Origin of the sequence: Helicobacter sp. (assembly GCF_029067145.1) — a bacterium.
Lineage (GTDB): Bacteria > Campylobacterota > Campylobacteria > Campylobacterales > Helicobacteraceae > Helicobacter_D.
On sequence record NZ_JAIEFA010000019.1, the window covers coordinates 1 to 12,176 of the forward strand.

Below are 12,176 nucleotides of genomic sequence, written 5' to 3' on the forward strand. Positions count from 1 at the left end.
GCTTTTAGTAGAAAAATTAACATCTCTAAGTTTAAAAAATCCACAAATTTTATTCCTCTTTTTATTTGGCAAATTTTTTCTCACTCTTCTATCATACCAGATTCTTTTAGGTAAGCGATTCTTTTGCAATCTTCACCTTGGAATCATTGATAAAAACAAAGAAAGGCAATGTTGATGTTGGATAAATTAGAAATAGAATCGTTAAGACAATATTATGAGGCACAGATTGGGCATTTGCGTCAAAGAGCAGTTTGTATTGATGAAATGACAATGGACATAGAATCTTTCCATATTGCTATCAAGGAATTGCAAGATAGAAACTCTGTCAATCAATCCAAAGAAAAAAGTTTTGAAATCATTTCTCACACTCATATGCAAACCTTAATGAATCTTGAAATTTGTTTAAAGAATTTGTTGCAAGATTGCAATGGTATTGAGTTTGCCAAAACCAAAAATGCGCACAAAAGCAAGAGTATCAAAAAAGATTCTAAACATTCTTATGAGTTTTTAGCTGTTTTGCACTCTAAAACACAAGAGCTAAAGAATAGTTTAACATTTGCCCAAACGGATTTGGAGGATATTTTAAATGTTTTAAAGTTAATTCAAAAAAATGGTGAATTAATTAGCTTGATGGCTTTAAAATTGAGCAAGAAAGTGATGAGTCCTGCAATGACCAATGGGGTTTTGCAGGATATTTCTATCAAAGCGCGTCAAGTTATAAAAACATTGGATGGAATTGGCGCAGGATTACAAAACGCAACAGAATGTATCTGCCAAAAATACGAGCAATTACCAATACAATTAAGAGAGATTCTAACACCTTTAGAATTGGGATAAAGCAACAATTAGACAACGCGCTACTTCGTCCATACGAATGCAGTGAAGTAATCTTAACAATAAGAATTCCCAAAGTTTAAATTTCTTTGCCTTTGAAATTTTGAACTTCTCTTGAGGCAATTCAAGTTTTTTATTGTTTTTTCAAGTTTTTTAGCTAAAATACTGCACTAAATTTTGTGTAATTGATATTACAAAATTTTACAAAACAAGTTGTCTTACAGGCATTTAAATACCAAGTAAGCCCTATGCTTGGAATCATTCATACAAAAGAGGAAAAATGAAAAATTATCTTAAAATACTTTCTCAATTATTTTTAGGTGTCTTTTGCGGTGTTGTCTTATTAACAGGTTGTTCTAAAGAAAATAAAGGTGCAGAACAACAGCAAAATATGGCACTTCCTGTTAATACGCATAATGTCAAAAGACAAGATGTGCCGATTAACTTTGAATACCCTGCAAAACTAACAAGTTTGCAAAGTGTAGGAATCTATGCGCGTGTAGAGGGAGTCTTGCTAGAGCAATATTTTATTGAGGGTGAATTGGTTAAAAAGGGCGATAAGCTCTTTAAGATTGAACCTGACAAATATCAAGCAGCCGTTAATATGGCACGAGCAGCTTACAAAGCTGCACAACGCGATTGGATTAGAGCGCAAAAGCTTTTCAAAAACAAGGCACTTAGCCCAAAAGAGTATGATTCTGCGCAATCTACTTATGAAAATACGCGTGCAAACTTAGATGCAGCAATGATTGATTTGGGTTACACTGATGTAATGGCAACCGCAAGTGGTAAAATCAGTATGAAACATTACGACATCGGTGATTTGGTGGGTAAAGCAGGTGCGGATAATTTGCTTACAACCATTACGCAATTAGACCCAATCCACGCGGAATTTTCTATCCCTAGCAATGATTATTATTTCTTGCGCACTTTGGATTATGAAAATGTTAAGGTGATTTATCTGCTTCCTGATGGCACACCTTTTGACAATCTCGGTAAATTAGACTTCATTGATAGCGTCTTAGAGCCAAGCACAGCGACAATTAAAGCGCGCGCTATTGTGGAGAATCCAGAGCATTTGTTGGTACCCGGAGAATTTTCGCGCATTCGTTTAGATGGAATCATCGCAAAGGATTGCATTGCGATTCCACAAGTGGCACTAATGCAAGACGCCAAAGGAAGTTTTGTATTTAAAATCGTAGATGGCAAAGTCCAGCCAACGCCTGTAGTGCTAGGTTATAATATCGGTAACGACGTAATCATCAAAAGTGGCTTGAATGACGGAGATATAATTGTTACAAGTCAGTTGATTAAACTACGTCCTGGTGCCACAGTAACCCCGCTTAATCAAGCGCAGACCAATCAAGCTCCAAATAATCAGGCTAAGCCTTAAGCAAAGGATTCTTGAATGTTTTCTAAATTTTTTATTGAACGTCCTGTTTTGGCAATGGTGATGTCCATTATCATTGTTATTGCTGGGGCTTTGTCGGCTTTTTCTTTGGCAGTGGAGGAATATCCTCAAGTAACTCCGCCAGAAGTCGCAGTATCTGCTACTTATCCCGGTGCAAGTGCGGAAGTTATTTCTAATACCGTCGCAAGTGTATTGGAGAATAGCATCAATGGGGTAGAAAATATGATTTATATGCAGAGTTCTTCTACTTCTAGTGGTTCTTTAAGTATTAATGTGTATTTTACTAATGAAACAGACCCAGACCAAGCAACCATCAATGTGAATAATCGTGTGCAAGCTGTATTAAGTCAATTACCGCAAGAAGTCCAAAGGTATGGCGTAACAGTCAATAAGCAGTCTTCTACTATTTTGGCGGTTTATTCATTATTTTCTGATATGCCAAATCAAGATGCAACTTATATTGCAAACTATGCCGCGATTAATATTTTAGATGAGTTAAAACGTGTGCCGGGCGTTGGAGATGCAACACTCTTTAGCAGGCAAGAATATTCTATGCGTATTTGGCTTTCTCCAGATAAGCTACGCAAATATAATCTAGCACCCTCTGAAGTGATTGCGTTAGTTCAAGAGCAAAACTCGCAGTTTGCTGCAGGATATTTTGGGCAAGAACCTGTGCGAAAAGATTTGGAATTTACTTATAGCGTAACAACAAAAGGACGTTTTAGCGATGCAAAAGAGTTTGAGGAAATTTTGATTAAGACAAACGAAGATGGTTCTGCTTTACGTCTTAAGGATATTGCACGGATTGAGTTGGGAGCGGAAGATTATAGTGTGAATGCTTACTATAATCAAAAAGAAGCAGTTGCCTTTGGTGTTTTTTTGCAACCCGGAGCCAATGCGCTAGATGTTGCCGATGGTGTGGCTGCAAAGCTAGAAGAGCTTTCAAAGGATTTCCCTGATGGTTTGCAGTATGCGATTCCTTATGATACGACACAATTCGTAAAAATATCTATTGGCGAGGTGATTAAAACTTTTGTTGAAGCAATTATCCTTGTCGTGATTGTTATTTATTTCTTTCTCCAAAACTTCCGCGCTACGATTATCCCAGTGCTTGCGGTTCCCGTGTCCATTATTGGCTCATTTGCAGGAATGTATTTGCTTGGATTTTCTATCAATCTATTGACGCTTTTTGGGCTGATTTTGGCGATTGGAATCGTTGTAGATGACGCGATTATCGTTATAGAAAATGTGGAGCGTTTGATTCACTCGGAAAAACTCCCTGTAAAAGAAGCTACAATTAAGGCAATGGAGGAGATTCAAAGTCCTGTTATCGCAATTGTATTGGTGCTCTCTGCAGTGTTTATTCCTGTTGCATTTATTGGAGGATTTAGTGGAGAGATTTATAAGCAGTTCGCGGTAACTATCGTGATTTCAGTTATTATTTCTGGATTTGTTGCTTTGACACTCACGCCTGCACTTTGTGTTTCAATCCTTAAAACAAAAGAACCCAAGCCTTTTTATATTGTCAAAAAATTTAATTCTTTCTTTGATTGGCTAACACATAAATTTACCGACAAAGTTGCCCATACGATTCGACGTGGAAGTTTATATGTGATTCTTTTTGTGGGGTTATTAGCAATTACAGCAGGGCTTTTTACGCGTGTGCCAAGCGGGCTTGTTCCATCGGAAGATAAGGGTGTTTTGCTTGTTTCTATGCAACTTCCACCAGCAACTGCTCTTAGCAAAACAACACAAATGGCAAATTTTGTGGCAGAATCAGTAATGAATAATCCAAATTCCTATTCTATTATGACGCTCGCAGGTTATGATATGCTCTCAAGTGCAGTAAGAAGTCATGGTGGTACAGCGTTTATTATGTTAAAAGATTGGAAAGAAAGAAAGAGTGCGGAGCAAAATTCTCAAGCTTTAGCGGGTTCGCTAACAGGACAGCTTATGCAGTATCCTAGTGCAATTATTTTCGCACTCAATCCTCCACCGATTATGGGGCTTAGCTTGACAGATGGATTTGAAATGTATATCCAAGACCGCACAGGAGCTCCTGTGCAAGAGTTGCAAAAACACACACAACTTGTTTTAGAGGCTGCACAAAAGCGTCCAGAACTCACAGGGTTGCGGACAACCTTGAGTGTAAATGTGCCACAATATCGTATAGATTTGGATAGAGAAAAAGCCAAAGCAATGGGGGTGAATGTGAGTGATGTCTTTACAACACTTCAAGCAACTTTTGGGGCATACTATGTCAATGATTTTAACCTTTTTGGGAGAACCTATAAAGTCAATGTGCAATCCGAAAGTCCTTTTAGAGAAAAGCCAGAGGATTTGCGCAATGTTTTTGTGCGTTCTAGTAGTGGCGAGCTCGTGCCTATTAGCTCACTTGTGAAATACGAACGCGTCATTGGTCCAGATATTTTGGAGCGGTTCAATCTTTTCCCGGCAGCACAAATTTCAGGAGATGCAAAACCGGGCTATTCTTCAGGGGACGCACTTTTAGCGATTGAAGAAGTCGCTAATGAAGTTTTGCCAGAGGGCTATACGATTGCATTTTCGGGAAGTTCTTATCAAGAAAAAGCAAGTAGTGGGACAGGCGCGGTCGCCTTTGTCTTTGGGCTTGTGTTCGTTTTCTTGATTCTAGCCGCACAATATGAGCGGTGGCTTATGCCTCTTGCGGTTGTTACTGCCGTGCCATTTGCGGTGTTTGGTGCGATTTTAGCAACTTGGCTTAGAGGATTGAACAACGACATCTATTTCCAAGTAGGATTAATCACTTTGATTGCGTTAGCGGCGAAAAATGCGATTTTGATTATTGAGTTTGCAATGCAGGCACGAGAACACGAGGGCAAAGATATTTATGATTCTGCGGTGGAAGCAGCAAGATTGCGATTCCGCCCGATTGTAATGACTTCGCTTGCTTTTACAATCGGTGTTTTCCCTCTCGCAATTAGCACGGGTGCAGGGGCAGCTAGCCGCCACGCAATAGGAACAGGGGTTATTGGTGGAATGCTTGCGGCAACTTTTATTGCCACTTTCTTTATTCCGCTTTTTTATACCTATTTTGCAAGATTTAGCGAATTTATCGCGTCTTTTAGGAGCAAACATGATTAAGATTTCAAAAATTTGTTTTCCTCTTGCAATATTGGCTATTTTAGGAGGTGGTTGTTCTCTTTCTCCAAAATATGTGCAACCACAAACAAACTTGCCGGATTCTCAAGAAGCAATACAATCCGTGCAAGAAATAGCAATTTCGCAAAAATGGTGGGAAGATTTTGGTGATGAGACTTTAAATCGTTTTGTGGAGGAAGCATTGCAAAATAATTATGATTTACTTGTTGCAATGCAAAGAGTAGAGCAAGCGCGTAGTCAGTGGAGTTATGCTAGAAGCGACCGCTATCCTAATATCCAAGCACAGGGAGGAGCAACAAAGAATCGCAAAAATCCAGCACAAAATCAGCCAGACAATTACAACAATTTCTCTTTAAGTGCAGTTTTGAGCTTTGAGCTTGATTTGTGGGGACGCGCAAGAGATGCAGACAGAAGAGCTCTAGCGCAGTTGTTTGCTGTGAAGGCAAATCGGGATATGGTGCGTTTAAGCCTTGTTTCAAATGTCGCGGAGAGTTACTTTGGAATCCTAACACTGAATAATCAAGTGCAGATTTCTAAAAATACTCTAAAAAGTCGCGAGGAAAATTACGAATATCGCAAGAAAGAGTTTGATGTAGGTAAAATTTCCGAGATTGATATGCAACAAGCAAAATCCGAAATGGCAAGTGTGCGTGCGCAGTTGCAAAGCCTTTTAATGGAGCAAAACGCTGCACAAAGTGCATTTTTAATTTTGCTTGGACGCGACGGAGCAGGAGTTTTTGCTAATGAGATTCCAACACAACCACAAGCTTTGCCTAACTCTCCTATGATTGAGGCAGGTTTGCCCTCTAGTATTTTAGAGAAACGACCCGATATTGAAGCGGCAGAACAGAATCTCAAAGCCGCAAATTTTAATATTGGAATCGCAAGAAGTGCGTATTTTCCAACTATTTCTTTAACGGGGCTTTTTGGTTATGTAAGCCCGCAGTTAAATGAGCTTGTGAATACCTCTAATTCTACATGGAATTTTGGAGGAAACTTTGTCGGGAATTTGATTGATTTTGGACGCACAAGCTCCAATGTAGATTTGGCTAAATCACAATATGAAGAGATGATTCTAAACTATGGGCAGACTTTGCGCACTGCCTTTGGTGAGGTAAGACAAAGCTTATTTAATTATCAAATGACCGGAGAGAAGTTGAGTAGTTTAGATGAGCAAGTTTTGGCACTTAAGCGCACATTGGAGCTTGCAAATTTGCGTTATGGCGAAGGTTACACGAATTACCTTGAAGTGCTTAGCACACAAAGTTCTCTCTTTAGTGCAGAATTAAGCCAGCAAAGTGCGAAATTAGAAACTCTAAGCGCAGCAATTAGTCTTTACAAAGCCTTTGGTGGTGGTTGGGATAAAGAAAAATATCAAGAGGAATAATGCTTAATGGTGCAATAAAACAAACTCTCGCGATTCTGTAACTTCGTCCTTGTCGGGCGAAGCAATCTATAATTTGGAATCTCGCTTTTTGGATTCCATTGTAAAAGTTGCTTTATGCTTAATTATGATTGCCACAGCCCTAAAGGGCTTCGCAATGACAAAAAGTGCTTTTTATCTTAATCCAATTATAAATTGCCGCAATTCCGCTAAAATAGAATCCTGCAAGGATATAGAATTTTAAGCAAGATTTTGTTACACTCTGTATTTCAAAAATTAAGGCAATATTTGGCTTTATTGCTATGGAGATTTAGAATGAATGAAGCAAAATCAATTTGGATGGACGGCAAATTAGTTCCTTGGAAAGAAGCAAACGTCCATATTCTCACACATACATTGCATTATGGTAATGGTGTATTTGAGGGCACAAGAGCATACAAAACAGATAAAGGTATGGCAATCTTTAGATTACAAGACCATACTAGACGACTTTTAAATTCTGCTAAAATTGTTGCGATTAATGTTCCTTATACTCAAGAGGAAATTGAAAAAGCACAGATTGAACTTCTAAAAGACAATCAATTTACTAGCAACACTTATTTGCGCCCTTTGATTTATTTGGGCTATGGTGTTATGGGAGTTTATCATAAAAAAGCGCCTGTGCAATTAGCGATTGCTGCTTGGGAATGGGGTGCATATCTTGGCGAGGAGGGATTAGAAAAAGGAATCCGAGTCAAAACTTCTTCGCTTGTGAGAAATCCCGCTAAATCACTTTTTGGCAAGGCAAAAGCTTGCGGAAACTATTTAAATTCCCAAATGGCGAAATTTGAAGCAATTGAATGTGGCTATGAGGAAGCATTATTGCTAGACGATAATGGAATGATTGCAGAGGGTAGCGGAGAGTGCTTTTTTATCGTGCGCAATGGAGTATTGATTACACCTCCAAGTGATAGTGTATTGGAATCCATTACGCAAGATTCCATTATTACGATTGCAAAAGGTATGGGTATAAAAGTGGAACGCAGAAATATCACACGCGATGAAGTTTATATCGCTGATGAAGCGTTCTTTACCGGAACTGCGGCGGAAGTTACTCCTATTTGTGAGCTAGATGCGCGCGTGATTGGAAGTGGGAGACGAGGCGAAATAACCCATAAACTCCAAAATGCGTTTTTTGATGTTGTCTATGGGAGAGATGAGAAATTCTCCCATTGGCTAACTTACATTGGATAAAGGTTTTATATGCCCATTGATTTAAACGAACATTTAAGACAAAAAAACAGAAATTATAACGATTCAAATTCTAGTAATAATTCTAACAATGACAAGGGTGGAGGCAATAGTGGAAACAACAAAAATCACGGATTCCAAACCCCTAAAATGCCAAATTTTAGTATGCCAAATGGTAAAAAAATGGCAGGATTGTATCTACTGGCGATTCTTGCGATTTTACTCTTTTTGCTCAAACCCTTTACAATTATCAATAGTGGTGAAGTGGGCGTAAAGATTACGACAGGGGAATTTGACCCTACTCCTTTGCAGCCGGGCATTCATTTTTATATTCCGGGCATTCAAAAAATTATTGCGGTAAATACAAAAGTTAGAATCGCAGAATTTACAAGTGTAGAAACTTCAAATTATCGTAGTCGTGATGAGGGAAGCCTAAGAAACCAAGCCATTAGCGTGTTGGATTCTAGGGGTTTGTCTGTATCGGTGGAGCTTGCGGTGCAGTATCGGTTAGACCCTTTAAGCGTGCCACAAACTATTGCAACTTGGGGGCAAAATTGGGAAGAGAGAATCATTACTCCTGTGATTCGTGAAATTGTGCGCAATGTCGTAGGAAGCTTTCCTGCGGAGGAATTACCGACTAAGCGGAATGAAATTGCAACTTTGATTGACCACAAATTTCGCGAAAACATTAATGGGCTTGAGAATCGTCCGGTGGAATTGGTGTCTATCCAATTAACCGAAATTGTCTTGCCTGTCGCGATTAAAGAACAAATTGAACGCGTGCAAGTGGCGCGACAAGAAGCCGAGCGTGCAAGATATGAGGTAGAGCGCGCAAAACAAGAGGCAGAGAAAAAAGCTGCACTTGCTAAAGGTGTTGCGGACGCGACTATTATTGAAGCGGACGCGCAGGCAAAAGCGAATCGTTTGATTAGTCAAAGCCTTAATTCCCCGCTTTTGCAGTTGCGTCAAATTGAGGTGCAAGGAAAGTTCAACGAGGCTTTACAAAATAATCGCGATGCAAAGATTTTCTTAACGCCCGGTGGTGCCACACCAAATATTTGGTTAGATTCTAAAGATAATCAACGCGCAACTTCCGTGAGCAATTAAGGAATCTTAAGTGCAGGCGATTCTTAAACAAATTGCGTGGGATAAGCTAAATGGCTTAATCCCTGTTATCGCGCAAGATTATCAAACGCAAGAAGTGTTAATGCTTGCATTTATGAACAAGGAAGCATTAGAGTTAAGCCTACAAAGTGGTTTTGCACACTATTTTTCGCGTTCCAAGCAGCGCATTTGGAAAAAGGGTGAGCAAAGCGGACATATACAAAAGATTCGCGAAATTGCGTTGGATTGCGATAAAGATAGCTTGCTTTTAAAAGTGGAGCAAAAGGGTGTTGCTTGTCATAGCGGAGCAAAAAGTTGTTTTTTTAATCTCGTCTCTCAAGGTGAGATAACAAATACCGCCTTAGAATCTCAAGCGGATATGAGCGCGGTTTATGGGGTGGTGGATTCTCTCTACCATACTTTACAAGAGCGCAAAGGTGCAGATTCCAAAACTTCTTACACGGCTTCACTTTATCACAAAGGCGAGAATGCGATTGCAAAAAAAATCGTGGAGGAAGCCGCAGAGCTTGGTTTTGCAATCAAAGATAAAGATTCTAAAGAAATTATTTATGAAGCGGCAGATTTACTCTATCACGCGCTTGTTGGACTTAGTTTTAGTAATATTTCGCCCGATTTGGTAAAGCAAGAGATTGCGAGACGCTTTGGGTTAAGCGGAATTGAGGAAAAAAATTCGCGTCAAGAAAAATGATTTAAGGTTAAGCTAGATTATGGACGAAATGAAAAATTATTTAATGGCATTGCTAGACACAATCCATTATTTTTCTTTACCTGATTATTTGGTGCTTAGCTGCATTTTTTTGATTATTTTGTTGTTTTTTTTGCTAAGCGTAGCATTGCGTTTTAATGCTTTGCTCGCAACCTTAACTTTTGTTATTAGCGGAACTTTTCTTTTTGGTTCTCCTTTTATTTATCAGACGATTATGGAATCTTATGTCAAGCAAATAGACCTTACGCTTTTTCATAACGAACAACTGCATTATGACGATGTGTATTATATTGAAGGGCAATTTACCAATGTGGGTTTAATAGACTTTAGAGGTTGCGTGTTGAGCGTGAATTTCATTCCGACAGGATTAAAAAAAATTAAAGCCTTGCGGTATAAAATCAAGCCCAAATTTATGCACATAGAAAATTATAAGATTCCTCTTAAGAAGTTAGAATCTAGGGAGTTTAAACTCATTATTCCCCCTCCGCAAGCGAATATGAAATTTACTTTAGACACCAAAGGCGCGTGCTATTAATGGAGCAGATAAAAGTCGCAATTAGTGTTGGGGATTGTAATGGCATAGGTTTGGAGATTCTGCTTAAAAATCACAAGAGGATTTCTAAGCTTTGCACCCCGCTTTATTGTGTAGAGAAAGAATTATTACAAGAAGCGGCTAAAATGCTACAAATAAAACTACCCAAACATTTAAAGTGTATTGCGCCTAATGCCAAGATTCCTCCTATTATGCCTGCAAAAATTACCAAAGAGAGCGGCGCGTATTCCTATGCTAGTTTTTTGAGTGCGCTTAATCTCACATTGCAGGACAAGGCAAAGGCATTGGTTACTTTGCCGATTCATAAAAAAGCGTGGCAATTAGCTGGGATTCCTTATGCGGGGCATACAGAAGCCTTACGAGATTTACTAAAGATGAAGCAAAAGCAAGCTATAATGGTGTTAGGTTCGCCTAAGCTCTATGTGGCACTTTTTAGCGACCATATTCCGCTTAAAAGTGTGCCAGATTCCATAAATGCAGAATCGCTAACGCAGTTTTTGTTGAACTTTGCGCCTTTTATTACAAAAACACCTTGTGGCGTGCTTGGGCTAAATCCGCACGCTGGAGACTTTGGGGTGCTAGGCAAGGAGGAGGAAGCAATCACTCAAGCGATTAATGAGGCAAATCAAACGTTTAAAAAACAGGTTTTTATAGGACCGCTTGTGCCAGATACTGCGTTTGCGGGTAAGCATTTGCGCTATTATGTTGCGATGTATCACGACCAAGGATTGATTCCGCTTAAAACTTTGTATTTTAAGGAAAGTATTAATTTAACACTTAATCTGCCCATTATCCGCACTTCCGTAGACCACGGTACAGCATTTGATATTGCCTATGCTAACAAGGCGGATTCTACAAGCTATCTAAATGCGGTAAAAGAGGCGGTTTTTCGTGCTAAGAAATGAAACGCAACTTGTCCGCATTGAAAAAACACATTAAAGGAACTAGAATGAAAGAAAAAACAAAAGTCGTTTTGCTAGGTGGGAGCAATTCTATTGCGGTAAATGGATTGCAAAAGGGCTTAAGACAAGAAAATATAGAGCTAACAAATCTTGCGCTTGGTGGCACGGATAATCTGCAAAATCTTTTTGAACTCGTCCATAGTAAGAATCAAAAAGTCTTAAGTGAAGCAGATTTTATTGTTATTGAGACTAATATTAATGATTCGCATATGATACCGCAAGGATTCAACCTCCAGACGATAGGGAGAAATTTCTGTTGGCTGTGCGAAAAACTCTATCAATTCAATAAAAAAGTGATTTTCTTGATTTTACCCTTTGTGTATGATAATCTTTCTTTGAATGCACTTTTAAAGTCAAAAGCAAATTATTATGGATTCAATGTAGTGGATATACACGAGCAATATAAAAAATGGGGATTACTTCAGTTTTATAATACCACAGATGCGTATCATCAAATATATGCATTGATGTGTTTAGTTGGTCAGAGGATTATAGAATCTCTAGGCGAGTTTAAACCGCTTAAATCTAATGCAAGTCGCGCAGAAGTTTTGCCCGAGTTTGCGATTCTATCTCCTGCAAGTTGTTTGGGCTCAGAATCCCTTACACCCATACATTATGGCAATTCTGTTTATCAAGAAGTAACTTAATAAAGTGATGAGGAATACAAATTAGGTAATGCAATGATTCTAAACTCCAAAAGCCTATGGGGAATGATACGCTTACCCTATGTGTTAAGCTATATTAAAGAATCCTACAGAATAGAACAGCAACAATATCAAGAAAAAATCAAAAAGAATCCAGAATTAAAACTTCCTCCTTTGGAATTCTAT

General features: G+C 38.8%; 11 protein-coding genes. All 11 read left to right on the forward strand.

From position 1 onward, the window contains the following. The first annotated feature begins 174 nt into the window (after nucleotides 1-174). Complete coding sequence (locus K2N75_RS01455; RefSeq protein ID WP_297681208.1) at nucleotides 175-837, forward strand: hypothetical protein; 663 nt, start codon at nucleotides 175-177, stop codon at nucleotides 835-837. Nucleotides 838-1,114: 277 nt separating this feature from the next. Beyond that, a complete protein-coding gene (locus tag K2N75_RS01460) occupies nucleotides 1,115-2,227 on the forward strand; it encodes an efflux RND transporter periplasmic adaptor subunit (RefSeq protein WP_297681210.1) in 1,113 nt (370 codons plus the stop codon). 15 nt (nucleotides 2,228-2,242) lie between these two features. Next, entirely contained in the window at nucleotides 2,243-5,368 is a 3,126-nt protein-coding gene (locus tag K2N75_RS01465; RefSeq protein WP_297681212.1) for a multidrug efflux RND transporter permease subunit, read from the forward strand. After that, entirely contained in the window at nucleotides 5,361-6,773 is a 1,413-nt protein-coding gene (locus tag K2N75_RS01470; protein ID WP_297681214.1) for an efflux transporter outer membrane subunit, read from the forward strand. The genes K2N75_RS01465 and K2N75_RS01470 overlap by 8 nt, the downstream gene beginning before the upstream one ends. Before the next feature lie 73 nt (nucleotides 6,774-6,846). Continuing rightward, nucleotides 6,847-7,014, forward strand: coding sequence for a hypothetical protein (locus K2N75_RS01475; RefSeq protein WP_297681217.1), 168 nt, complete (start codon nucleotides 6,847-6,849; stop codon nucleotides 7,012-7,014). A 71-nt stretch (nucleotides 7,015-7,085) separates the two neighbouring features. Continuing rightward, the gene (locus tag K2N75_RS01480) at nucleotides 7,086-8,003 is read left to right on the forward strand and encodes a branched-chain amino acid transaminase (RefSeq protein ID WP_297681220.1); all 918 of its coding nucleotides are present in this window, start codon (nucleotides 7,086-7,088) and stop codon (nucleotides 8,001-8,003) included. Nucleotides 8,004-8,012: 9 nt separating this feature from the next. Then, nucleotides 8,013-9,107, forward strand: coding sequence for an SPFH domain-containing protein (locus tag K2N75_RS01485; protein ID WP_297681222.1), 1,095 nt, complete (start codon nucleotides 8,013-8,015; stop codon nucleotides 9,105-9,107). A gap of 10 nt (nucleotides 9,108-9,117) precedes the next feature. After that, on the forward strand, nucleotides 9,118-9,813 hold the full coding sequence (gene hisIE / locus K2N75_RS01490) for a bifunctional phosphoribosyl-AMP cyclohydrolase/phosphoribosyl-ATP diphosphatase HisIE (protein WP_297681224.1): 696 nt from the start codon (nucleotides 9,118-9,120) through the stop codon (nucleotides 9,811-9,813). A gap of 19 nt (nucleotides 9,814-9,832) precedes the next feature. Further along, the gene (locus K2N75_RS01495; RefSeq protein ID WP_297681226.1) at nucleotides 9,833-10,366 is read left to right on the forward strand and encodes a DUF2393 family protein; all 534 of its coding nucleotides are present in this window, start codon (nucleotides 9,833-9,835) and stop codon (nucleotides 10,364-10,366) included. Then, nucleotides 10,366-11,289, forward strand: a complete 924-nt coding sequence (gene pdxA, locus K2N75_RS01500) for a 4-hydroxythreonine-4-phosphate dehydrogenase (RefSeq protein WP_297681227.1) — start codon at nucleotides 10,366-10,368, stop codon at nucleotides 11,287-11,289. The genes K2N75_RS01495 and pdxA overlap by 1 nt, the downstream gene beginning before the upstream one ends. 44 nt (nucleotides 11,290-11,333) lie before the next feature. Next, nucleotides 11,334-11,993, forward strand: a complete 660-nt coding sequence (locus K2N75_RS01505) for a hypothetical protein (protein WP_297681228.1) — start codon at nucleotides 11,334-11,336, stop codon at nucleotides 11,991-11,993. Nucleotides 11,994-12,176 lie beyond the last annotated feature (183 nt).

Coding starts and splice junctions, on each gene's coding strand:
- K2N75_RS01460 (WP_297681210.1), top strand. CDS start 1,115: ATGAAAAATTATCTTAAAATACTTTCTCAATTATTTTTAGGTGTCTTT.
- K2N75_RS01505 (WP_297681228.1), top strand. CDS start 11,334: ATGAAAGAAAAAACAAAAGTCGTTTTGCTAGGTGGGAGCAATTCTATT.
- K2N75_RS01485 (WP_297681222.1), top strand. CDS start 8,013: ATGCCCATTGATTTAAACGAACATTTAAGACAAAAAAACAGAAATTAT.
- K2N75_RS01480 (WP_297681220.1), top strand. CDS start 7,086: ATGAATGAAGCAAAATCAATTTGGATGGACGGCAAATTAGTTCCTTGG.
- K2N75_RS01495 (WP_297681226.1), top strand. CDS start 9,833: ATGGACGAAATGAAAAATTATTTAATGGCATTGCTAGACACAATCCAT.
- K2N75_RS01465 (WP_297681212.1), top strand. CDS start 2,243: ATGTTTTCTAAATTTTTTATTGAACGTCCTGTTTTGGCAATGGTGATG.
- K2N75_RS01470 (WP_297681214.1), top strand. CDS start 5,361: ATGATTAAGATTTCAAAAATTTGTTTTCCTCTTGCAATATTGGCTATT.
- pdxA (WP_297681227.1), top strand. CDS start 10,366: ATGGAGCAGATAAAAGTCGCAATTAGTGTTGGGGATTGTAATGGCATA.
- K2N75_RS01455 (WP_297681208.1), top strand. CDS start 175: ATGTTGGATAAATTAGAAATAGAATCGTTAAGACAATATTATGAGGCA.